The 22,462-nt window shown below is 71.0% G+C and carries 21 protein-coding genes; 4 read left to right on the top strand and 17 right to left on the bottom strand.

Annotated features, from left to right (window positions below; translation table 11 throughout):
- Positions 1 to 47: 47 nt before the first annotated feature.
- The 13 genes from pgi to AOK03_RS20540 form a co-directional block, all read right to left on the bottom strand.
- Positions 48 to 1,700, bottom strand: coding sequence for a glucose-6-phosphate isomerase (gene pgi, locus AOK03_RS20600; RefSeq protein WP_055566784.1), 1,653 nt, complete (start codon positions 1,698 to 1,700; stop codon positions 48 to 50).
- A gap of 179 nt (positions 1,701 to 1,879) precedes the next feature.
- Positions 1,880 to 2,215 (bottom strand): RNA polymerase-binding protein RbpA, encoded by a 336-nt coding sequence (locus AOK03_RS20595; protein ID WP_003957010.1) that lies wholly within the window; start codon positions 2,213 to 2,215, stop codon positions 1,880 to 1,882.
- A gap of 159 nt (positions 2,216 to 2,374) precedes the next feature.
- Positions 2,375 to 2,605, bottom strand: coding sequence for a preprotein translocase subunit SecG (secG, locus tag AOK03_RS20590; RefSeq protein WP_030784160.1), 231 nt, complete (start codon positions 2,603 to 2,605; stop codon positions 2,375 to 2,377).
- Between the two features lie 101 nt (positions 2,606 to 2,706).
- Entirely contained in the window at positions 2,707 to 3,483 is a 777-nt protein-coding gene (gene tpiA, locus AOK03_RS20585; RefSeq protein WP_055566783.1) for a triose-phosphate isomerase, read from the bottom strand.
- A 6-nt stretch (positions 3,484 to 3,489) separates the two neighbouring features.
- Positions 3,490 to 4,701 carry a phosphoglycerate kinase gene (locus tag AOK03_RS20580; protein ID WP_055566782.1) on the bottom strand — a complete coding sequence of 404 codons (1,212 nt, stop codon included), beginning with the start codon at positions 4,699 to 4,701 and terminating at the stop codon, positions 3,490 to 3,492.
- A gap of 101 nt (positions 4,702 to 4,802) precedes the next feature.
- Positions 4,803 to 5,813 (bottom strand): type I glyceraldehyde-3-phosphate dehydrogenase, encoded by a 1,011-nt coding sequence (gene gap / locus AOK03_RS20575; protein ID WP_055566781.1) that lies wholly within the window; start codon positions 5,811 to 5,813, stop codon positions 4,803 to 4,805.
- Between the two features lie 189 nt (positions 5,814 to 6,002).
- Positions 6,003 to 8,963 carry a M14 family metallopeptidase gene (locus AOK03_RS20570; protein ID WP_055566780.1) on the bottom strand — a complete coding sequence of 987 codons (2,961 nt, stop codon included), beginning with the start codon at positions 8,961 to 8,963 and terminating at the stop codon, positions 6,003 to 6,005.
- 161 nt (positions 8,964 to 9,124) lie between these two features.
- The gene (whiA, locus tag AOK03_RS20565) at positions 9,125 to 10,114 is read right to left on the bottom strand and encodes a DNA-binding protein WhiA (protein ID WP_055566779.1); all 990 of its coding nucleotides are present in this window, start codon (positions 10,112 to 10,114) and stop codon (positions 9,125 to 9,127) included.
- Positions 10,105 to 11,127: a gluconeogenesis factor YvcK family protein gene (locus AOK03_RS20560; protein WP_055566778.1), complete on the bottom strand. Its 1,023-nt coding sequence runs from the start codon at positions 11,125 to 11,127 to the stop codon at positions 10,105 to 10,107. Before AOK03_RS20560 ends, whiA begins: the two co-directional genes overlap by 10 nt.
- A complete protein-coding gene (gene rapZ, locus AOK03_RS20555; protein WP_055566777.1) occupies positions 11,124 to 12,059 on the bottom strand; it encodes an RNase adapter RapZ in 936 nt (311 codons plus the stop codon). The genes AOK03_RS20560 and rapZ overlap by 4 nt, the downstream gene beginning before the upstream one ends.
- Entirely contained in the window at positions 12,056 to 14,152 is a 2,097-nt protein-coding gene (gene uvrC, locus AOK03_RS20550; RefSeq protein ID WP_055566776.1) for an excinuclease ABC subunit UvrC, read from the bottom strand. The genes rapZ and uvrC overlap by 4 nt, the downstream gene beginning before the upstream one ends.
- A 36-nt stretch (positions 14,153 to 14,188) precedes the next feature.
- Complete coding sequence (locus AOK03_RS20545) at positions 14,189 to 14,821, bottom strand: L,D-transpeptidase (protein ID WP_157869018.1); 633 nt, start codon at positions 14,819 to 14,821, stop codon at positions 14,189 to 14,191.
- Positions 14,811 to 15,371, bottom strand: coding sequence for a SigE family RNA polymerase sigma factor (locus AOK03_RS20540; RefSeq protein ID WP_055566774.1), 561 nt, complete (start codon positions 15,369 to 15,371; stop codon positions 14,811 to 14,813). The genes AOK03_RS20545 and AOK03_RS20540 overlap by 11 nt, the downstream gene beginning before the upstream one ends.
- A 124-nt stretch (positions 15,372 to 15,495) precedes the next feature.
- Between AOK03_RS20540 and AOK03_RS20535 the strand changes: the two genes are divergently transcribed.
- Positions 15,496 to 16,446 carry a L,D-transpeptidase gene (locus AOK03_RS20535; protein ID WP_055566773.1) on the top strand — a complete coding sequence of 317 codons (951 nt, stop codon included), beginning with the start codon at positions 15,496 to 15,498 and terminating at the stop codon, positions 16,444 to 16,446.
- Positions 16,447 to 16,513: 67 nt separating this feature from the next.
- On the opposite strand, the gene AOK03_RS20530 is transcribed toward AOK03_RS20535, so the two are convergent.
- Both AOK03_RS20530 and AOK03_RS20525 read right to left on the bottom strand, forming a co-directional pair.
- Complete coding sequence (locus AOK03_RS20530) at positions 16,514 to 17,359, bottom strand: hypothetical protein (RefSeq protein ID WP_244177677.1); 846 nt, start codon at positions 17,357 to 17,359, stop codon at positions 16,514 to 16,516.
- 5 nt (positions 17,360 to 17,364) lie between these two features.
- On the bottom strand, positions 17,365 to 18,060 hold the full coding sequence (locus AOK03_RS20525) for a papain-like cysteine protease family protein (RefSeq protein ID WP_055566772.1): 696 nt from the start codon (positions 18,058 to 18,060) through the stop codon (positions 17,365 to 17,367).
- Positions 18,061 to 18,285: 225 nt separating this feature from the next.
- Here AOK03_RS20525 and AOK03_RS20520 point away from each other — a divergent pair, with 225 nt between their 5' ends.
- Positions 18,286 to 19,245, top strand: coding sequence for a hypothetical protein (locus AOK03_RS20520; RefSeq protein ID WP_055566771.1), 960 nt, complete (start codon positions 18,286 to 18,288; stop codon positions 19,243 to 19,245).
- Positions 19,246 to 19,278: 33 nt separating this feature from the next.
- On the opposite strand, the gene AOK03_RS20515 is transcribed toward AOK03_RS20520, so the two are convergent.
- Positions 19,279 to 19,704 (bottom strand): Rieske (2Fe-2S) protein, encoded by a 426-nt coding sequence (locus AOK03_RS20515; RefSeq protein WP_055566770.1) that lies wholly within the window; start codon positions 19,702 to 19,704, stop codon positions 19,279 to 19,281.
- A gap of 177 nt (positions 19,705 to 19,881) precedes the next feature.
- On the opposite strand from AOK03_RS20515, the gene AOK03_RS20510 reads away from it, so the two are divergent.
- Positions 19,882 to 20,835: a carbohydrate kinase family protein gene (locus tag AOK03_RS20510; RefSeq protein ID WP_055566769.1), complete on the top strand. Its 954-nt coding sequence runs from the start codon at positions 19,882 to 19,884 to the stop codon at positions 20,833 to 20,835.
- Positions 20,836 to 20,871: 36 nt separating this feature from the next.
- Here the strand turns inward: AOK03_RS20510 and AOK03_RS20505 are convergent, their stop codons facing one another.
- Positions 20,872 to 21,726: a helix-turn-helix domain-containing protein gene (locus AOK03_RS20505; RefSeq protein ID WP_055566768.1), complete on the bottom strand. Its 855-nt coding sequence runs from the start codon at positions 21,724 to 21,726 to the stop codon at positions 20,872 to 20,874.
- Between the two features lie 117 nt (positions 21,727 to 21,843).
- Between AOK03_RS20505 and AOK03_RS20500 the strand changes: the two genes are divergently transcribed.
- Positions 21,844 to 22,416, top strand: coding sequence for a YceI family protein (locus tag AOK03_RS20500; RefSeq protein ID WP_055566767.1), 573 nt, complete (start codon positions 21,844 to 21,846; stop codon positions 22,414 to 22,416).
- The last annotated feature ends 46 nt before the right edge of the window (positions 22,417 to 22,462 follow it).

The following is a 22,462-nucleotide window of genomic DNA, read 5'->3' as shown; positions in this document are numbered from 1 at the left end:
TCACCCGCCGGGCGGTTCGCCCGCATCCAATTAACGCCAGGTGAGACTCAACGCCCGCGCAGGTCCCGGTACTTGGCGACCAGCGCGGTGGTCGACCCGTCCAGGTCCGGCACCTCGGCGCCCTCGGTCAGCGCGGGCTCGACGCGCTTGGCGAGGACCTTGCCGAGCTCGACGCCCCACTGGTCGAAGGAGTCGATGTTCCACACGGCGCCCTGCACGAAGACCTTGTGCTCGTAGAGCGCGATGAGCTGGCCGAGGACCGAGGGGGTCAGTTCCTTGGCGAGGATCGTCGTGGTGGGGTGGTTGCCCTTGAACGTCTTGTGCGGGACCAGTTCCTCCGCGACGCCCTCGGCGCGCACCTCGTCCGGCGTCTTGCCGAACGCCAGCGCCTGGGTCTGCGCGAAGAAGTTGGCCATCAGCAGGTCGTGCTGGGCGACCAGGCCGGGCAGCAGATCGGCGACGGGCTCGGCGAAGCCGATGAAGTCCGCCGGGATCAACTTCGTGCCCTGGTGGATGAGTTGGTAGTAGGCGTGCTGCCCGTTGGTGCCGGGCGTGCCCCAGACGACCGGGCCCGTCTGCCAGTCGACCTCCTTGCCGTCCCGGCCGACGTACTTGCCGTTGGACTCCATGTCCAGCTGCTGCAGATAGGCGGTGAACTTGGAGAGGTAGTGCGAGTACGGCAGGACGGCGTGCGACTGCGCGTCGTGGAAGTTGCCGTACCAGATGCCCAACAGGCCCATGAGGAGCGGCACGTTGGACTCCGCGGGCGCCGTGCGGAAGTGCTCGTCGACGAGGTGGAAGCCGTCGAGCATCTCGCGGAAGCGGTCGGGCCCGATGGCGATCATCAGGGAGAGGCCGATCGCCGAGTCGTACGAGTAGCGGCCGCCGACCCAGTCCCAGAACTCGAACATGTTGTCCGTGTCGATGCCGAAGTCGGAGACCTTCTCGGCATTGGTCGACAGGGCCACGAAGTGCTTGGCGACGGCGTCCTGACCGGCCTTCAGCTCGGTGAGCAGCCAGTCGCGCGCGGACGTGGCGTTGGTGATCGTCTCGATGGTGGTGAACGTCTTCGAGGCGATGATGAAGAGCGTCTCGGCGGCGTCCAGGTCCCGCACGGCCTCGTGCAGGTCGGCGCCGTCCACGTTCGACACGAAGCGGACGGTGAGGCCGCGGTCCGTGAAGGAGCGCAGCGTCTCGTACGCCATCGCCGGACCGAGGTCGGAGCCGCCGATGCCGATGTTGACGACGTTCTTGATGCGCTTTCCGGTGTGTCCGGTCCACTCGCCGGAGCGGACCTTCTCCGAGAAGGCGGTCATCTTGTCGAGGACGGCGTGCACGGCGGGCACCACGTTCTCGCCGTCGACCTCGACGACGCTGCCCCGCGGCGCGCGCAGCGCCGTGTGCAGGACGGCCCGGTTCTCGGTGGTGTTGATCTTCTCGCCGCGGAACATGGCGTCCCGCAGCCCGAAGACGTCGGTCGCGGCCGCCAGCTCGCGCAGCAGCGTCAGCGTCTCGCCGGTGACGAGGTGCTTGGAGTAGTCGATGTGCAGGTCGCCGACCTGGAGGGTGTACGCCGTACCGCGCGCCGGGTCCGCGGCGAACAGCTCTCGCAGCTGCACCTCCCCCAGCCGGTCACGGTGCCCGGCGAGCGCCGTCCACTCGGGAGTCTGATCGAGCCTGGCGCGGCTTTCTGCGTTCATCTCGGACTTCAGCCTTCTTTCGTACGCGCGTACGTCCAATTGCCCCGCTGCACCCTCCAACCTAATCGATCAGAGAGCGGGATGAGATGTCCGAAACTGTCTGTCAGCACACGTACGGGACGAAGAAACCGGCCGGACACCAATTGGTGTCCGGCCGGTTCTCACGTCGTATTCAAGTGCTAGATCTCGCCCCGCAGTTTGGCGAGCGCTTCCGCGAGGATCGCCTCCCCGTCCGCGTCGCTGCGCCGCTCGCGTACGTACGCCAGGTGCGTCTTGTACGGCTCGGTGCGCGGCGGGTCCGGCGGGTTGTCCCGGTCCTGACCTGCCGGAAAGCCGCAGCGGGGACAGTCCCACGTATCGGGGACCTGCGCGTCGCTGGCGAAGCTCGGCTGCGTCTCGTGCCCGTTGGAGCACCAGAAGGAGATGCGCAGTCGCGGCGCGGACTCACCGCGCTCGGCCTCGCCCATCGGCCCCGCCCCGACCCGACTTCCTCGGATCGCGTTGCCACTTGCCACGGTCGTAACTCCCTGCGTGATGGTGCTGCTGCGGGCGCCTCAGTTTACGTAAGGCCCAACGCGCGTCCAGTGTTGGGAGTTACACCCCACCCCCGGACGCAAGCCCCATGATAAGCCGCGCACGCGGGCGCGCACCGGACAAGCGACCAGTGGCTGGCGCTAGTTGTTCGCCTTCATCAGCAGGCCGAGCGCGACAATGCACGCGAACCACAGCAGACCGACCACGACCGTGATGCGGTCGAGGTTGCGCTCCGCGACGGAGGAGCCGCCGACGGACGACTGCATGCCGCCACCGAACATGTCGGAAAGACCGCCGCCCTTGCCCTTGTGCATCAGCACCAGCAACATCATCAGAGCGCTGAAGACGATCAGGGCGATCGAGAACCCCATAACCACGGCTGGACCAACTTCCTCGGAACTGAATCGACGACGGGGGCCGAAGGCTTCCTTCGGCCCCCGTCAGGGTACGACGTAACGTCGCTAGCGCATACTCACTGGTCGCCGAAGCGAACGATCTTGACGAACTCGTCCGTGTCCAGCGCGGCGCCGCCGACCAGGGCGCCGTCCACGTCGGCCTGCGCCATGATGTCGGCGACGTTCTTCGCCTTCACGGAGCCGCCGTACTGGATGCGGACCTTGTCCGCGAGCTCCTGCGAGTACAGCTCGGCGAGGCGGCCGCGGATCGCGCCGCAGACCTCCTGCGCGTCCTCGGGGGTCGCGACCTCGCCGGTGCCGATGGCCCAGACGGGCTCGTACGCGATCACGATGGTCTCGGCCTGCTCGGCCGGGATGTCCTTGAGGCCGCCGTCGAGCTGGTTCAGCGTGTACTGGACCTGCTGGCCCGCCTTGCGGATGTCCAGGCCCTCGCCGATGCAGAGGATCGGGGTCAGGCCGTGCTTGAACGCGGCCTTCACCTTGGCGTTGCAGATCTCGTCGGTCTCGTTGTGGTACTGACGGCGCTCGGAGTGGCCCACGGCGACGTAGGTGCACTTCAGCTTGGACAGCATCGGGCCCGAGATCTCGCCGGTGTAGGCACCGGAGTCCTGCGCCGAGATGTCCTGGGCGCCGTACTTGATCTTGAGCTTGTCGCCGTCGACCAGGGTCTGCACGGAGCGCAGATCGGTGAAGGGCGCCAGGACGGCGACCTCGCAGGCCTCGTAGTCCTTGTCCGCCAGGGCGAAGGCGAGCTTCTGGACGTGGGCGATGGCCTCAAGGTGGTTGAGGTTCATCTTCCAGTTGCCCGCCATCAGCGGGGTACGCGTAGTCATCAGGTGTCAGTTCTCCAGTGCGGCGAGGCCGGGGAGCGTCTTGCCCTCGAGGTATTCGAGGGAGGCGCCGCCGCCGGTCGAGATGTGGCCGAATGCGTTCTCGTCGAAGCCTAGGTTGCGGACGGCCGCGGCGGAGTCGCCGCCCCCGACCACGGTGAAGCCGTCGCAGTTGAGCAGGGCGCGCGCGACGGCGGCCGTGCCCCCGGCGTAGTCGGGGTGCTCGGCGACGCCGACCGGGCCGTTCCAGAAGACGGTCTCGGCGTCGGCGATCTTCTCGGCGAAGAGCTCACGGCTCTTGGGGCCGATGTCCAGGCCCTCCATGTCCGAGGGGATCTGGTCCGCGTCGACGGTCTTGAAGTCGGCGGGAGCCTTCGTCTTCAGGTCGGGGAAGTCCGTGGAGACCAGGACGTCGACGGGCAGTACGAGCTCGACGCCGTTCTTCTCGGCGCGCTCCATGTACTCCGTGACGACCGGGATCTGGTCCTCCTGGAGGAGGGAGATGCCGACCTCGTGCCCCTTGGCCTTGAGGAAGGTGTAGGCCATGCCGCCGCCGATCAGCAGCCGGTCGGCCTTGCCGAGCAGCTCGTCGATGACGGCGAGCTTGTCGGAGACCTTGGCGCCGCCGAGGATGACGGTGTACGGGCGCTTGACGTCCTCGGTGAGCTTCTTGAGGACGCCGACCTCGGTGGCGATCAGGTAGCCCGCGTAGTGCGGGAGCTTGGCCGGGAGGTCGTACACGGACGCGTGCTTGCGGTGCACGGCGCCGAAGCCGTCGCCCACGTAGACGTCCGCGAGGGCGGCCAGCCGATCGGCGAACTCGCCGCGCTCGGCGTCGTCCTTGGAGGTCTCGCCGGCGTTGAAGCGGAGGTTCTCGATGACGGCGACCTGACCGGGCTGCAGGCCGTCCACCGCGTCGTGCGCGGCGGGGCCGACCGTGTCCTGCGCGAACGCGACGGGCGCGCCGAGGAGTTCACCGAGCCGCTCGGCGGCGGGCAGCAGCGAGAAGGCCGGGTCCGGGGCGCCCTTGGGGCGGCCCAGGTGCGAGGCCACGACCACCTTGGCGCCCGCACCGGCGAGCGCCTTGACGGTCGGCAGGACGGCGCGGATGCGGCCGTCGTCGGTGATGGTGGCGCCGTCGAGCGGCACGTTGAGGTCGGCGCGGACGAAGACCCGCTTGCCGTCGACTCCTTCGGCGAGAAGTTCGTCGATCGTCTTCATGAACTGGACTCCTTGGATGGGCTGACGCGCAACAGGGCCCGGAGCGCGCGACGTTGCGCGGTCCGGACCCTGTGCTCACATCTACGTGCCTGCTCTGATGGCTAGAGCTGACCGCCGACGAAGACAGTGAGGTCGACGAGACGGTTGGAGTAGCCCCACTCGTTGTCGTACCAGCCGAGGATCTTCACCGTCTTGCCTTCCTGGACCATGGTCAGGGAGGAGTCGAAGGTGCAGGACGCCGGGTCGCTGACGATGTCGGACGACACGATCGGGTCCTCGGTGTAGTAGAGGATGCCCTTCAGGTCGCCGTCGTCGGCGGCCTTCTTGAACGCGGCGTTGACCTCGTCCTTGGTGACCTCGCGCTGCAGCTCCACGACCAGGTCGGTGGCGGAACCGGTCGGGACCGGGACGCGCATCGCGATGCCGTCGAGCTTGCCCTTGAGCTGGGGCAGGACCAGAGCGGTGGCCTTCGCGGCACCGGTCGTGGTCGGAATGATGTTCTCGGCGGCGGCGCGGGCGCGGCGCAGGTCCGAGTGCGGGAAGTCCAGGATGCGCTGGTCGTTGGTGTACGCGTGGACCGTGGTCATCAGGCCCTTGACGATGCCGAAGTTCTCGTCGAGAACCTTCGCCATCGGCGCCACGCAGTTGGTGGTGCAGGAGGCGTTGGAGATGACGTGGTGGTTGGCCGCGTCGTACTTGTCCTGGTTGACGCCCATCACGATGGTGATGTCCTCGTCCTTGGCCGGAGCCGAGATGAGGACCTTCTTGGCGCCGCCCGCGATGTGCTTCTCGGCGTCGGCCTTCTTGGTGAAGATGCCGGTGGACTCGACGACGACGTCGACGCCCAGCTGGCCCCACGGGATGTCGGCGGGGTTGCGCTCGGACAGCACCTTGATGGTGTGGCCGTCGACCGTGATGGTGTCCTCGGTGTGCGACACCTCGGCCTTGAGGCGGCCCAGGATGGTGTCGTACTTCAGCAGGTGCGCCGTGGTGGCGGTGTCGCCCAGGTCGTTGACAGCCACGATCTCGATGTCCGCACCCTGCTCCAGCAGCGCGCGGAAGTAGTTGCGACCGATGCGGCCAAAGCCGTTGATGCCTACGCGGATCGTCACGAAACCGATCTCCTCGTTGGTACGCCGGTTTTAGACGCCGGCGAGTTGTATGGGATGTCCCCGACCGCCTCCGACCCTACCTCTCTGAAGCCCCTGAGGTGACATCGAGAGGGGCCGTAAGCGGCACAAAGGCCCGTACCCCGGAGTAGGGGTACGGGCCGCCGGGACCTTCGTCCCGATTACGGAGCGTCAGGTGCGCAGATGTGCCAGGGAGGCGCCCATAAGAGCGGCCCTCTCGGCGTTTCCGGGCACGTGCTCGAAGCCGAAGCCGAGGAGCACGCTGTCACGCGCTGTGACCGCCGCGAAGGAGCGGTAGAGCTCGCCGGTCCGGGCCCAGTCGCCTGTGATATTGGGGCTCCCGGCCGGGGGCGGCGCGACGCTCCAGGAGCCGAGCGACGACTCGAATCCCTCGGTCTCCGTGACGTTGCCGTTGACGACCAGCTGCGCGTTGTCGGCGAAGAGGCCGCGGCCGCCGGTGGAGGGGTCGGTGACGGAGCTGAGGGCCACCTCGATCTTCTTGCCCGCGTAGGGGCTGAGGTCGAAGGCGACGGGCTTCCAGCCGGCGGAGGAGCCGGTGAAGCTGTTCCAGGCGCCGGTGGTGCCGGACGCCGTGCAGCCGTTGGCCCCGACCGTCAGGTAGTGGCGCAGGAACGGGTGGCCGTTGACGAAGAACCCGGCCGCGCACTCGGCGGGGACGGCGCTGGACGAGTTGCCGTTCTTGTCGGGCAGCGTGGTCCAGTCGTCGGCGCCGGTGGTGTGCGCCTCCAGGAGGCCGTGGTCGTAGCCGGTCTCCAGGTTCCAGTTGAGCGCGAACCGCAGCTCCGGCTGGTCGGCGGCCGTGACGCCGGTCAGGTCGATGGTGCGGGTGAGCCGCTTCCAGTCCTGGTCGGCGTGGGTGGCCGAGGCCATGCCCTGCCCCTCGAAGGGCGCGTACGGGTTGGTGAGGCCGGGGTAGGAGCCCGCGGCCGCGCTCTTGAACTGCGGGAACCGCTCGGGCGGCAGGCTGTCGGAGGTGACGGTGAACCGGCCGGCCTTGTCGAGCGGGTTGGCGTCTGCGGCGGCGAGCGGGGCGCTGACGCCGTCGAGCGCGCCGCTGCCCTGGAAGCTCTTCGCGCCGGGCGCGGAGAGCCGTTCGTACGCGCCGAGGTAGTACTGCGCGAAGTCGTCGGTGAGGGCCTCGCCGAGGTCGACGTTGGTGCCGGTGCGCTCGCCGGACTCGATGAGCTTGCCGCCCTCGTTGAGGTAGTCGCGCAGGGCGAGTTGGGTGGGGGCACCGGGGACCGGGTCGCCGGTGTAGTGGACGACCGCGGAGAAGTGCGACAGGACGCCGAGCGGGTGCGGGACGCCCTGCTTGGCGACGTCCCAGACGGCGGCGGTGCGTCCGTTGGCCTCGATGGCGTCGACGTACTTCTGCGTCTGGGTGGCCGTCGCGCCCTCCTCGGCGACGACGAGCGTGTTCGCCTTCGGGCGTTCGGCGACGGTGTAGGTGAAGTGCTCGCTCTGGCTGCCGCCGTTCTTCGTGCGGCCGGTGAACCACACCTCCACCTTGTCGCCGACGCGTGCGCCCTCGACCTCGGCGCGGTACTCGTCGAAGTAGAGGTTGTCGTCGCCGCCGTAGGTCTCGCCGCCCTTCCAGGCCTTGAGGCCCTCGTGGTGCGTGCGGCCGCCGTTGACGCGGTAGTTGAGCTTCTTGTCGCGCACCGACTTGCGGGCGGTGACGGCGACCTCCTGGTCGCCTCCGCGGGCGTACGAGGTGGCGAACGTGTCAGGGGTGAAGTCCGGGGCCTCGATGCCGGTGACGGAGACCGGCTGGTCGGGGTGGAGTGCGGTCTCGGCGACGGCGAGCGCGAAGGGGACGTTCTTGGCGAACTCCTGCTGGATCAGCTTCTCGTCGTCGGGGAAGGTGAAGATGGACGCGCAGTCCTCGGGCTTCCAGGCGTCGTTCGGGTCGATGTTCGACGCGGTCTGGCAGGTGGACATCTCCGGGGTGAACATCGAGATGCCGTTGACGTTGCCCGCGTGGCCGTCGGCCTCACCATTGGTGGTGTAGAGCTCGGAGGAGACCTGCGGATGGTAGCCGGGAACGGCGGGCTTCTCCGGGGTGCCGTTCAGCGCCCTGTAGAGCACGTCGTCCGGGGTCGGCGTGGCGACCTGCCAGCCCACTCCGTAGAGGAGCAGTTCGGCCGCGGAGTGGTAGTTGATCCCGTACGTGAAGCCGATGCGCTTCTGGAAGCGGTCGAGCGCCTTGGTCTCCGGCTCGGACATCGCTCCGGTGCCGCGGTAGGTCTCGGAGGAGGCGTCCGGGGACGAGCCCTCGTTGTCGTAGCCCCACTTGTAGGCGAAGTTGCGGTTGAGGTCGACGCCGTCGCCCGGCGCTATCCTGCCGTCGCCGTCGACGTCGCGCAGGTTCTTGCGCCACTGGCGGTTGCCCTCGGCGGCGTGCGTGAAGTCGTAGCCGTCGGGGTTGGCGGAGAGCACGAACCACAGCTCGGTGGAGTTCACGAGCTTGGTGATGCGCTTGTCCTTGCCGTAGTTGTCCAGGTAGTGGTGCATCAGGCGGCGGGTCATCTCGGGGGTGATCCACTCGCGCGCGTGCTGGTTGGACATGTACAGCGTGGAGGGCTTGGAGCCGTCCTTGGACTTCTTGGCGTCCTTGGAGAGCTTCAGGGCGAGGATGTCCTTGCCCTGGAGGGTCTTGCCGATGGAGACGACCTTGGTGATGCCGGGGTTCGCCTGCCCGGTCCTGACGATCTCCTCCTGGAGGCCGCCCTTTCCGCTGTACGGCCGGTAGACGCCGTCCCCCGCGGCCTTGAGCCGCTTCTGCGTCGCCGCCGACACCTTGTGCTCGCTGAGCTCGATGCCCTTGCGCTCGATGGCCTTGGCCTGGCCCTCGGTGAGATACAGCTCGACGCGGCCGGTGCCGCTCTCGGGCGTCTGTCCCGCGAGCTCATGGGCGTCCTGCCCGGCCTCGACGAGGATCGGGATCTGCTTCTTGGTGACTTCTGCCTGATAGACCTGCACGGACGCCGGATCGTCGGCGGCCGGAGCCTTGCCCGGGCCGCTGGCCTGGGCGTTCGGTGCGGCTGCGAGGCCGCCGATGAGCAGTGCTCCGGTGGCGAGAACGGATCTCGCACTCGCTCTTCGTCTCATGAGCCCCCCTTGCGGTTGTCCGGCACAGATGTGCCGGATGCCAGGCTCGTGACAGTGCATGATCATGTCAATACAGCGCGTGAAGGCGTGCGGGGCGGGCATACGAAAGCCGCCGGTGCCCGGTGGGGCACCAGCGGCTCACGAGGCATACGGGACCGGCGTCAGACCGCCATGTTGTCCGCGAGCTCCTCGGACAGGTTGGACTCCGTGCCCGCGATGCCCAGGTCCTGGGCCCGCTTGTCGGCCATGGCGAGCAGGCGGCGGATGCGGCCCGCGACGGCGTCCTTCGTCAGCACCGGGTCGGCGAGCGCGCCCAGCTCCTCCAGGGAAGCCTGCTTGTGCTCCATGCGCAGCCGCCCGGCGGCCGCCAGGTGCTCCGGCACCTCGTCGCCGAGGATCTCCAGGGCGCGCTGCACACGGGCCCCCGCGGCGACGGCCGCACGGGCCGAGCGGCGCAGGTTGGCGTCGTCGAAGTTGGCCAGGCGGTTGGCGGTGGCGCGCACCTCGCGGCGCATCCGCCGCTCCTCCCAGGCGAGCACCGACTCGTGCGCACCGAGGCGGGTGAGGAGCGCGCCGATCGCGTCACCGTCGCGCACGACGACGCGGTCCACGCCCCGCACCTCGCGGGCCTTGCTCGCGATCTGCAGCCGGCGCGCGGCGCCGACCAGCGCGAGCGCGGCCTCCGGGCCCGGGCAGGTCACCTCCAGGGAGGAGGAGCGGCCGGGCTCGGTGAGCGAGCCGTGCGCGAGGAACGCCCCGCGCCAGGCCGCCTCGGCGTCGCAGGTGGCCCCCGAGACCACCTGCGGCGGCAGGCCCCGGATGGGACGGCCGCGGCCGTCGACGAGGCCCGTCTGGCGGGCCAGCTGGTCGCCGCCCGCCACGACACGGACCACGTAGCGCGAGCCGCGCCGCAGGCCGCCGGGGGCCATCACGATCAGCTCCGAGCTGTGCCCGAAGATCTCCAGGATGTCCCGCTTGAGCCGCCGGGCGGCCATCGCGGTGTCCAGCTCCGCCTCGATCACGATGCGGCCGCTCACCAGGTGAAGGCCGCCCGCGAACCGCAGGATCGCCGAGACCTCTGCTTTTCTGCAGCAGGTCCGGGTGACGGGGAGCCGGGAGATCTCGTCCTTCACCGCTGCCGTCATCGCCATGGGCCGATCCTTCCATGCATCCGAAAAATACGGTCGTACGCGGCTGCCAGGAGCTCCGGGTCGTGCCTCGGAGTCCCGTCGGGCCGGGCCACCGGCGCCAGCTCGACCGTGGCACCGAGCCGCTTGGCGGCATCGGTCAGTGACTCACGGTCGGGCACGGCGGCCTCGTCGGCCAGCACCACGTCCAGGGCGAGTTTAGGGGCGTGTCGGGCCAAAACCTCCAAATGACGCTGCGGAGAGAACCCTTCGGTTTCTCCCGGTTGCGGCGCGAGGTTGAGCGAGAGGACCTTGCGGGCCTTCGTCTCGGTGAGCGCGTCGAGCAGTTCGGGGACCAGCAGGTGCGGGATCACCGAGGAGAACCAGGAGCCGGGACCGAGCACCACCCAGTCCGCGTCGAGCACGGCGGCGACCGCCTCGGGGACGGCCGGCGGGTCGTGCGGGACGACGTGCACGGACTGGACCTCGCCGGGCGTGAGCGCGACCGTGGCCTGCCCGCGCACGGTGTCCACGTCGTCCGGGCGCTCCGGGTCGTGGCCCTTGACCAGGGCCTGGAGCTCCAGCGGCACGGCCGACATGGGCAGCACCCGGCCCTGCGCGCCGAGCAGCCGGCCGACCAGGTCCAGCGCCTGGACGTGGTCGCCGAGCTGCTCCCACAGGGCGACGATCAGCAGATTGCCGACCGCGTGCTCGTGCAGGTCGCCCTTGGACTGGAAGCGGTGCTGGATGACGCGGGACCAGGTCTGGCCCCAGTCGTCGTCGCCGCAGAGCGCGGCGAGGGCCTTGCGCAGGTCGCCGGGCGGCAGCACGCCGAGCTCGTCGCGGAGCCGACCGCTGGAGCCGCCGTCGTCGGCGACCGTGACGACGGCGGTGAGGTCACCGGCTCCCGTGATGCGGCGCAGCGCGGCGAGCGAGGCGGACAGGCCCATGCCCCCGCCGAGCGCGACCACCTTCGGCTGGGTGCCCCGCTTGCGGCCCAGTCGGCTCAGGCGGACGGTCCGGCGGTTCGGTGTCATTCGCGCCCCATGTCCCGGTGGACGATGACGGTCTCCACGCCCTCGGACACCAGGCGCGCCGCGAGCTTCTCCGACATGGCGACGGAGCGGTGCTTGCCGCCCGTGCAGCCGACGGCGATCGTCACGTACCGCTTGCCCTCGCGGCGGTAGCCCGCGGCGATGAGCTGGAGCATCTCCGCGTACCGGTCGAGGAACTCCTTGGCGCCGGGCTGGTTGAAGACGTACGCCGCCACCTCCTCGTTGAGGCCGGTGTACTGGCGCAGCTCGGGGACCCAGTGCGGGTTCGGCAGGAAGCGCATGTCCACGACCAGGTCGGCGTCGACCGGCAGGCCGTACTTGAAGCCGAAGGACATGACGGTGGCCCGCAGCTCGGGCTCCTCCTCGCCCGCGAACGAGGCGTCCATCTTGGCGCGCAGCTCGTGCACGTTCAGGCTGGAGGTGTCGATGACCAGGTCGGCGTCGCCGCGCAGCTCGCGCAGCAGGTCGCGCTCGGCCGCGATGCCGTCGACGATGCGGCCGTCGCCCTGCAGCGGGTGCGGGCGGCGGACCGATTCGAAGCGGCGGACCAGGGCCTCGTCGGAGGACTCCAGGAAGACGATGCGCCGCGTGACGTTCTTCGACTCCAGCTCGGCGAGGGAGTCGCGGAGGTTGTCGAAGAAGCGCCTGCCCCGCACGTCGACGACGACCGCGATGCGGGCGACGTTCCCCTGCGAGCGGGCGCCGAGCTCCACCATGGTGGGGATCAGCGCGGGCGGCAGGTTGTCGACCACGAACCAGCCGAGGTCCTCCAGGCACTTTGCCGCCGTGCTGCGTCCGGCACCCGACATGCCCGAGATGATCACCAGCTCGGGGATCGCGGCGTCCGGGACGGCCGGCGTCTCGTTGGGCGTGCCCGCACTCACTTGTTCTCCACCTTCGTCGTGCTCGCTCATGTCTCCTGCCCCCGTCGTTCTTCCGGGGTGCCCGCGGTCACGGGCTCCCCGCTCTCATTCTCCCCGGGCCCGCCCTCGGCGGGCGGCTCCCGGTCGTCGTCGGCCGCGGCGGACGGCTCGTCGTCGTCCAGGATCTCTCCGGTGGTCACGTTGACCGCGGGGGTGGCGGGGGCCGCCTGGGCGAGGGCCACCGCGATGGCCTCGGCCGTCTTGCGGCCCACTCCCGGAACCTCGCAGATCTGGTCGATTGTCGCGGATCGCAGCCGCTTCACCGAACCGAAGTGCTTGATCACCGTACGTTTCCGGGCATCGCCGAGGCCGCGGACCTCGTCCAGCGGCCCGGCCTTGAAGCGCTTGGCCCGCTTGGTCCGCTGGTAGGTGATGGCGAAGCGGTGGGCTTCGTCACGCACCCGTTGGAGGAGGTAGAGCCCCTCGCTGGTGCGCGGCAGGATGACCGGATCGTCCTCGTCGGGGACCCAGACCTCCTCCAGGCGCTTGGCCAGGCCGCACACCGCGATGTCGTCGATGCCGAGCTCGTCCAGGGCCCTCTTGGCCGCGGCGACCTGCGGCTGGCCGCCGTCCACCACGACGAGCTGCGGCGGATACGCGAACCGCTTGGGCCGCCCGTCCTCCTCGGTGGGCCCGAGGTCGGCGACCTCACCGGTCTCCTCGTCGACCCACTCCCCGCTCCTCTCCTTCTCCGCGAGGTAGCGCTTGAAGCGGCGCGTGATCACCTCGTGCATGGAGCGGACGTCGTCCTGGCCCTCGAAGCCCTTGATCTGGAAGCGGCGGTACTCGCTCTTCCTGGCGAGGCCGTCCTCGAAGACGACCATCGACGCCACGACGTCGTCGCCCTGGAGGTGCGAGATGTCGTAGCACTCGATGCGCAGCGGGACGCTGTCCAGCTCCAGGGCGGCGGCGATCTCCTCCAGCGCGCGCGAGCGCGTGGTCAGGTCGGAGGCGCGCTTGGTCTTGTGCAGCACGAGGGACTGCTGCGCGTTGCGCGCGACGGTCTCCATGAGGGCCTTCTTGTCGCCGCGCTGCGGGATGCGCAGCGAGACGTTCGCACCGCGGCGCTCGGTCAGCCACTCCTGGACCGGCTCTATGGGGTCGGGCAGCGCGGGGACGAGCACCTCCTTGGGCACGGCGTCGCCGCGCTCCTCGCCGTACAGCTGCTGGAGGGCGTGCTCGACGAGGTCGCCGCTGGTGACCGCCTCGACCTTGTCGGTGACCCAGCCGCGCTGTCCGCGCACGCGTCCGCCGCGGACGTGGAAGATCTGCACGGCGGCCTCCAGCTCGTCCTCGGCGAGGGCGACGAGGTCGGCGTCCGTGGCGTCGGCGAGGACGACGGCGCTCTTCTCCATGGCCTTCTTGAGGGCTTCGATGTCGTCGCGCAGGCGGCCCGCCCGCTCGTACTCCATCTCCTCGGCCGCGTCCGTCATCTGTCGCTCCAGGCGGCGGATGTACGTGCCCGTGCGGCCCGCCATGAAGTCGCAGAAGTCCTCGGCGAGTTGGCGGTGGTCGTCGGGCGTGATGCGCTCAACGCAGGGCGCCGAGCACTTGCCGATGTACCCGAGCAGGCAGGGGCGGCCGGTGCGGGCGGCGTTCTTGAACACACCGGCGGAGCAGGTCCGGACGGGGAAGGCGCGCAGGAGCAGGTCCACCGTGTCGCGGATGGCCCACGCGTGGCCGTACGGACCGAAGTAGCGCACGCCCTTCTTCTTGCTGCCGCGCATCACCTGCACGCGCGGGAACTCCTCGTTCATCGTCACCGCGAGGTACGGATAGCTCTTGTCGTCGCGGTACTTGACGTTGAACCGGGGGTCGAACTCCTTGATCCAGGAGTACTCCAGCTGCAGCGCCTCCACCTCGGTGGTGACGACCGTCCACTCGACGGAGGCCGCCGTCGTCACCATGGAGCGGGTGCGGGGGTGGAGGTTCGCCAGGTCCTGGAAGTAGTTGGCCAGGCGCTGGCGCAGGCTCTTGGCCTTCCCGACGTAGATCACCCGGCGGTGCTCGTCGCGGAATTTGTAGACCCCCGGGGCGTCGGGGATCTGTCCCGGCTTGGGGCGGTAGCTGGAAGGGTCGGCCATGTCGGACAGCCTACTGGCGGCCGCTGACAGTACGGGTCAGCGAGCGGGGCCACCGGCGCGGACGGTGATCACGTCGCCGGGTTCGAGACGGTCGTGGAGCGTGCGGGCGTCGTCGGGGCGCAGGCCGATCCAGCCCTTGGTGACGTCCGTCTTCCCCGGCGCCTTCTCGTTGTAGGTCAGGGCGACGACGTAGTTGGTGCCGCCGTCGGGGGTGCGCAGCTCGACGACCCAGGGCAGCGTCAGGTCGTACTCGCCGAGGCCGAAGTCCCCCGCGGGCATGCGCTTCTTGCGGTGGGTGGCGACGACCGTCATGGCGCCGGTCGGGGTGGGGTGCGCGGCGGTGCCCGCGGAGATCGGCAGCTCCCGGCCGTCGAGCGTCATCCGGTGCCGGGACAGGTCGACCGTGGCGGCGGGGGTGCGGGCGCTGTCCGTGGCGACGGGCGCCGGTTTCCGGTGCGGGCGTTCGTCATCGGAGCCGGAGCCGGTCGTCAGCCCGGCCGCGACGGTGACGGCCACGGCCGCCGTGACGAGGGTCGCTCCCGCGGCCGCGACGCGACGGCGGCGTCCGCGCACCTCGGCACGACGGCGGATCTCGGCGCCGGGCACGGGAGGCGGCGTCCGGTGGTCGGCCGCCAGGTCCCGGAGCGCGGAGGTCAGGTCATCGGACACGGCCACTCTCCTTCGCGCTCTGCCCGTCGCCGTCGCCGTCGTCGTCGCGTGCGCCGCCGTCCGTGCCCCGTCCGTCCCGCTCGGCGGACAACTGCGCGGCGAGCGCCGCCCGGCCGCGCGAGAGGCGGGCCTTGACCGTTCCGACGGGCGAGCCGGTCTCGGAGGCTACCTGCTCCACACTCAGGTCGCACAGGTGGTGCAGCACGACGGCGGTGCGCTGCGCCTCCGGGAGGGTGCGCAGCGCCTGCACCAGGGCGGTGTGTTCGGGTCCCGGTCCTGGGACCCGGTCGGCGGGCGGGTTCCTGCGCACGAGGTCCAGCCAGCGCCTGGCCCGGCGCCAGCGGCTCACCGCGAGGCGCATGGCGACGGTACGGATCCAGGCCTCGGGGGCCTCGTCGGCGAGGAAGCTCCGGCGGCGGTCCCAGGCCCGGACGAACGCCTCCTGGACGACGTCCTGCGCTTCGCCGTGGTCACCGGTCAGCGCGTACAACTGGCCGACCAGCCGCGGGAAGGCGGCGGCGTAGAACGCGTCGAACTCGTCCTCCGTCATGCCCCCGCACCCCCGTCCGGCCCACCGGATCACATGATCTGAGAATTCCCGCACCTGGGGTGCAACCTGCCGCCTCCCCCGTGCGTACAGGTCGCGTATATCGAAACACAGCCCAGGGGGACCGATGACCACAGGAACGACGATGACGCGGCGCGCCACGCGCGCGTGGGGCGCGGCGGCGCTCTGTTCGCTCGCGCTCGCGGGGTGCTCCGCGCAGGGCGGGGCGGACGGGGACCGGGCGTCCGACCCGAAACCCGCGTCGACCGCGGCGGACCGCGCGGCCGCGCGGCAGGAGCCCACGAAGAAGCCCGCTCCGGATCCCGCCGCGCTCAAGAACGTGCGCGTCAACGTCTCGGACGGCCAGACCGTCGGCGTCGGCATGCCGATATCGCTCACCTTCGCCCGTCCGGTGCCGGTGGCGGAGCGGGCCGCGGTGGAGCGGCGTCTGAAGGTGGAGACGAGCCCCGGTGTGACGGGGTCGTGGAGCTGGGTCGAGGACCGCAACCTGCTCGACGGCCAGCGCGTCGACTACCGGCCGCGCGAGCCGTGGAAGCCGGGTACGGAGGTCACCGTCCGGGCGGGGTCCGGCACCACCCGGACGTTCGAGGTGGGCCGCTCGCTCGTCGCCACCGTCGACGTGCGGACCCACACGATGAGGGTGGTGAAGGACGGCAGGGCGCGCGAGGTGAAGGTCACCGCGGGCGCCCCGGGCATGGACACCTGGAACGGCACCATGGTCGTCCTCGACAAGCAGTCCCGGGTGCTCATGGACTCCCGGACCGTGGGCTACGGAAAGGCCTACAAGGACTACTACAACTACGCCGTGCACCTGACGGCTTCGGGCACCTACCTGCACGAGAACCCGAACGCGAACGCCACCGCGGGCGAGAGCAACGTGACGCACGGCTGCATCGGCCTGGCGACCGACGGGACCGCGCGGCGCTTCTACGAAGAGGTCATCCCCGGCGACATCGTGCGGGTCGTCGGCTCCAAGGAGACCGTGGCGGCGGGCAACGGCTACGGCGGCTGGAACGTCGGCTGGAAGCAGTGGCGCGCGGGCAGCGCGCTGGACTGAGCGCCGAGGAGGTACCGCGGGCTCTCCACGGAGCGGCGGCCGGCGTCCCGGCCGCCGCTCCCCCGGGTCAGCCCCGCTGCCGGGCGCCGCGGCGCCGGACGAGCGCGGCCCCGGAGAGGCCGAGGGCGACCAGTGCCCCCGCGCCCGCCAGCGACGAGGCGACCGTGACCGGGCCTTCGGTGGACACGGTCGCGGTCGACGCCGTGCCGGGTTCGGCGTAGCCGCCCGCCTTGCCCGACTTCTCGTACGCGGAGCCGGGCAGCTTGTCGGCGTACGCCTTCCGTACGCGCTCGCGGTAGGCGGCGACCGAGGTTCCGTCCGCGCCCACGGCACGTATCGCGTCCTTGTCGAGGGGCAGCACGCGCGCGTGGGCGTCGTCCTGGACGTACCAGGCGTTGATCTGCGGCTCGTGGAAGACGGTGCCGCCGGGGAGCTTCTTCGCACCCACGCGCGCGTAGTGGCTCTCGTCGTCCCCCGTGGCGATGTTCACGACCTGCCAGGCGCCGCCCCGCTCGACGGTCCAGAGGGAGGCCTCCTGACCGTCGGAGGAGACCGCCCTGCTGGCGAGGAACTCCAGGCGGGCGATGGGTGCGCCCTTCTTGCCCGCGACGAAGTCCGGGGAGAGGTAGTACACGGGCACGGCCTTGCCCTCGACGCGCGGGGCGGCCGCGGCCTTGCTGACCGCTCCCTCCCTGGCGAAGAAGCGGGAGAGCGTGTCGAGGGTCTTCGGCGCCTCGGCCACTTGGTGCGCGGCGTCCCGGGATGCCGCCGAGGGCGCGGCGGGGCGGGTGTCCGCGGAGGCCGCGGGGGCCGCGAGGCCGAGGAGCAGGGTGGCGGCGGTGCCCGCGAGCGCGGCCCTGGCCAACTGGCCGGGCAGGTGGCCGGAGAGATGGCGGGGAAGGTGACGGGTCATCGCTCTCACGCCCCGATCCGGTAGAGCGAGTGGGTCCAGGAGAAGGTGTTGTTGTCGATGTACCAGTCGTGCGAGGCCCAGTTGTAGCGGTCGTTGGAGGGCCAGGGATCGCCCCAGTAGACCCAGCTGCTCGCGTCGTCGTAGCCGTAGAGGACGTGCATGTGGCCGCCGCCGTTGGACCACTGGATGCGGGTCTCGACCGGGCGGCCCGCGTCGATCTCGGCCTTCACGGTCGGATAGCGCAGCCAGCCGGTGACGTACGAGCCGGAGTTGATGCCCGCCCAGCGCAGACCGTTCTGCACATTGCCGAGGGTGGCCTGGTTGTTGGGGCACTCGGTGTTCTGGTTGCGCCCGAAGGCGGCGTTGCAGAACTGGTTCTGGCTGTAGTTGCGGCCCATGAAGGTCGCGATGGTGTTGCCGCCCGCGGCCCAGCACCAGTTGGTCTTCTGCTGGGCCTGCATGGTGATGTTCAGCCGCTTGGCGGCGAGGACGGACGGGTCGGCGGCGTTCTCGGCGGTGGTGGTACCGCTCGCTCCGGCGGCCTCGGGCGCGGCCGCCGGGGCGGGGGCGTGGGCGGGGTCGAGCGGGGCTGCCGTGGCCGTGGCCACCGGCGCGGCGAACAGGGCCGCCGTGACGACGGCGAGCGCGGCGAGGCGTCTTTGCCTGCCGGCGCTCCGGCTCCTGCTGTGTGGTGGGCGCATCGCGTTCCTCCCGTGCGGGGTGGGGTGTGGAGGAGCGCGTCCGGACGCTGCGATTGAGCATCAAGTGTTGTCGGGTGCAGGTCAACACGCTTCAATGCGGGATTACTTGGGACGTGAACGGCGGCGTACGGATGTGAACGCGAGCCGCGCGTCCACCTGGCAGCCCGCCCCCACCGGCGCGAACGCCGGAACGGCAGATGTGAACGTTCACAGAAGGAGTCCGCTTTGCGGCACGGCACCCCACTCGCGGCGGAACCCGGCCCCGAGGCGCCCGCGGACCTGGCGGCCGCCCTGCGCACCGGCCCTTTCCACCTCGCGCTGCGCACCGCCATCGCCGCGCGCCGCCTGCCCCTGCACCGCATACGCCACCATCTGGTCCGGCACGGCGTCAACGTCGGGGTGACGAGCCTCAGTTACTGGCAGCAGGGCGCCCGCCGACCCCAGCGCGCCGAGTCCCTGCGCGCCGTACGCGCCTTGGAGGAGATCCTCCAGCTCCCGGAGGAATCACTGATCCGGCTGCTCGTGCAGCCCTCGGAACGCGCGGACCGGGCCCGGCCCGCCGCCCGCTCGTACCGCTCCCTGGTGGAGGCCTCCGACGTGCTGCGGTCCCTCCTGACCGATCTCGGCTCGCCGGTCGACGGCGGGCTGCACACCATCGGCCACCACGAGCGGGTGCGGATCGGCGCGGAGCGCGAGCTGCTCGGCCGCGAGTCGCAGCACATCGTGCGCGCCCACCGGGACGGTGTGGACCGCTATGTGGCCATCCACCACGGCGATCCCGGATGCTCCCCCGACCGCGTCCGGGTGCTCGCCCTGGAGAACTGCCGCACGGGACGGGTGCGCTGGCACCAGGGGACGGGGGTGCTGGTCGCCGAGCTGCTCTTCGACGCCCGGCTGCGCGCGGGCGAGACCCATCTGTTCGGCTACGGTTTCGAGGACGGCACGGCCGGGGCCGCCACCGAGTACATGCGCGGATTCACCTACGCGGGCGGCCAGTACGCGCTGCAGATCCGCTACGACGAGGCAGCCCTGCCCGTGCGCTGCCACCGCTTCACACAGCACTCGGCGGCGGCCCCGCGCGGCGGTCGGCAGGAGCTGACGCTGAGCGGCAACCACCGCTCGGTGCACGTGGTCGAGCCGCAGGTGCGGGCGGGGATCCTGGGGATCGCGTGGGACTGGGAGTGAGGCTCCGGGAGGGCGGCCCGGCCCTCGGCCCGCTCAGGCCTTCTTCGCCGGACCCGCGATGATCTTGCCGTTCGCCACCTTCACCGGCACCGCGGCGAGCGGTTCGACGGCCGGCTCGTGCAGCACCTTGCCGTTGGTGGCGTCGAACTGGCTGCCGTGACACTGGCAGGTCAGCTTGTGCCCCTCCAGGTTCTGGATCGGGCACCGCTCGTGCGTGCAGATCGTGCTGTACGCCTTGTACTCGTCGTCGGAGATCCGGCTGACCACGACGTTGCTGTCCTTGTACAGCTTGGACGCGCCCACCTTCACGTCGTCGGCCTTCCCGAGGTCCACCGGCGCGGTCGGCGCCGACCGGTTCGACCCGTCGCCGGAGGAGCAGGCGGTGAGCCCGAGTCCGACGGCGGGGGCGAGAGCGGCGGCCCGCAGCACGGTGCGGCGGGCGTGGGGCGTGCCGGACATGGTGTCTCCACAGGTCAGGGGGGCATCGGTGACGGATCAGACCATACCGGTGCAGCGCGCCGCGACCGTGTCGGGCACGACCGTGCCCGAGTCCTGCCCGGTCCTGCCCGCGGCGCCGCGCACGGCCTAGCCTGAGCGCGGCGAGCCCACCCGGACGGTGCCCGAGAGGAATGACCCGTGATTGTCGTCGCAGGAGAGGCCCTGATCGACCTCGTGCCGCAGGGGACGGCCGGGGAGCCGGACGGCGGGCCGCACGAGGGCGCGGCCGGTGGCGCGGGGCTGCCCGCGCTCGCGCCGCGTCTCGGCGGCGGCCCGTACAACACCGCCGTGGCGCTCGGCCGACTCGGCTCCCCCGTCGCCTTCTGCTCGCGCGTCTCCCGGGACGCGTTCGGCGAGGCGCTGCTGGACGGGCTGCGGGCGGCCGGAGTCGACGTGACGCCCGTGCAGCGCGGTCCGGAACCGACGACGCTCGCCGTCGCGTCGATCGGCGCGGACGGCTCCGCGGGGTACTCCTTCTACGTCGAGGGCACCGCCGACCGGCTCTTCGAGGCACCCGACCGGCTCCCCGACGGCGTACGGGCGATGTCGTTCGGCACCTGCTCGCTCGTCCTGGAGCCGGGCGCGAGTGCGTACGAGGAGCTGATGCGGCAGGCGGCGGCGCGCGGCGTCTTCACGGCGCTGGACCCGAACGTGCGCGCCGGTCTGATCCCCGACGCGGACGCCTACCGCGCCCGGTTCAAGAGCTGGCTGCCGTCGGTGTCGCTGCTCAAGCTGTCGCAGGAGGACGCCGACTGGCTCGGCGGCACCCCGCAGGAGTGGCTGGCGTCGGGGCCCGCGGCCGTGGTCGTGACGCGCGGCGGGGACGGTCTGTCGCTGTACATGCGGGACGGCGGCACGGAGCTGCGCGTGCCCGGTGCGGAGGTCGACGTGGTCGACACGATCGGCGCGGGCGACACCGTCAACGCGGCGCTGTTGCACGGCCTCTGCGGGCGGGACGCGCTGTCGGCCCCTGCCCTGGCCGGTCTCGGCGCGGACGGCTGGACCGATGTACTGCGGTTCGCGGCGCGCGCGGCGGCGCTCACCTGCTCCCGGGCGGGCGCGGAGCCTCCGTACGCGGCGGAACTCGCCTGACCGCTGTCGCTGTCGGCCCGGACGGTCGGCGTGCCGTCAGCCGTTGACGACGTGCAGACCACCGGGTCGGCGGCCGGTGAGCCGGTCCAGGGCGGCCGAGGTGGCTGCGTCGGCCGGGACGTAGACGATCAGGCGCTGCGGGTCGGCGTCGGGCAGCGCGAACGTCTCGTACTCGAGGCGGAGCGGGCCTGCGCCGGGGTGGGTGATCCGCTGGAGGCCGCTGCGGCGGGGCAGCACGGGCGCGGCGGCGATCCGGTCGGCGAACGGCGCGCCCGCGTCGACGGTCAGCTCGTCGGTGAAGCCGCGCACGTGGGAGTCGTCGAGCATGGACTCGGTCTTGAGGTGCCCGACCAGGTCGTCGGCGAGGCGGTCCCACTCGGGGTAGGCGGCGCGGGCCCGTTCGTCGGTGAACACGTACCGGGCGAGGTTGGGCCGCTCGCCGTCCAGGATGCCGAGGGGTTCCGCGATCCGCCGGTAGCCCGTCGTGCAGGCCAGCACGTCCGCGAGGCGGTTGAGCAGGACGGCGGGCGTGGGCTCCAGGCTGTCCAGGACGGCCCGCACGGTGGGCCGGACGGACTCCGTCGGCGCGACGGCAGCCGGACAGCAGGGGTCGGCGCCCCGCTCCTTCTCCAGGCGGCGCAGGTGGATGCGCTCCTCGACCGTCAGGCGCAGCGCGTCGGCGAGCGCGCCGAGCACCTGGGCGGACGGATGGCGGTCCCTGCCCTGTTCGAGCCGGGTGAGGTACTCGACGCTGATGCCTGCGAGGGTCGCGACCTCGGAGCGGCGCAGGCCCGGTGTCCGGCGGCGGGGGCCGCTCGGCAGGCCGACCTCGGTGGGTGTGACGGCTTCCCTGCGCGCACGCAGGAAGGCGCCCAGCTCGTTCTCGCTCACGACTTGTTCTCGCTCACGTTGCGAACGTATCAGCGGTCCCGGTCCGGATCGTGGCCCTGTCACTACCAGCCTCGGCTCGGCCTCCCTCCCGCCCCGACCGCGCCGCAAGGTGGACGCATGACCATCGAAACGACCGACACGTCCCGCTCCTCCGCACCCGCGCTGCCACTGACCGCCGGGGTCTGGGAGATCGAGCCCTTCCACTCCGCCGTCAACTTCTCCATCCGCCACCTCGGCATCTCCAAGGTGCGCGGCCGTTTCGCCGATGTGCGGGCCGAGCTGGTGGTGGGTGAGCGTGCCGAGGACTCCTCGGTGACGGCCACCATCGCGCTCGCCTCGATCGACACGGGCAACAAGGACCGGGACGCACACGTGGTCGCCTCGGACCTGCTCGACGTCGAGAAGCGGCCCACCATGACGTTCCGTTCGACGCGGATCGCGGGCGCGGACGAGGAGTGGGTCATGGAGGGCGCGCTGACCATCGGCGAGGTGTCCAGGCCGGTGACGCTGGCCGTGGAGTTCGGGGGCGTCGAGGGCTTCCCCGGTCAGGAGCGCAGGCACGCGGGGTTCGAGGCGACGGGCGAGATCCGCCGCAGCGACTTCGGGCTCGACTTCGCCCCGGGGCTGCTCGGCGAGGTCGTGAAGATCCAGCTGGACATGCAGTTCCTGGAGCCCGTCGCTGAGCAGTGAGCAGACGGCAGTACGACGGGCTCGGGCGGCCCGGGGGCGCGGGGGC

The organism is Streptomyces atriruber, assembly GCF_001418325.1.
Classification (GTDB): domain Bacteria; phylum Actinomycetota; class Actinomycetes; order Streptomycetales; family Streptomycetaceae; genus Streptomyces; species Streptomyces atriruber.
Note: the sequence above shows the minus strand (reverse complement) of the source record. Positions and strands in the feature narration are given on the sequence as shown.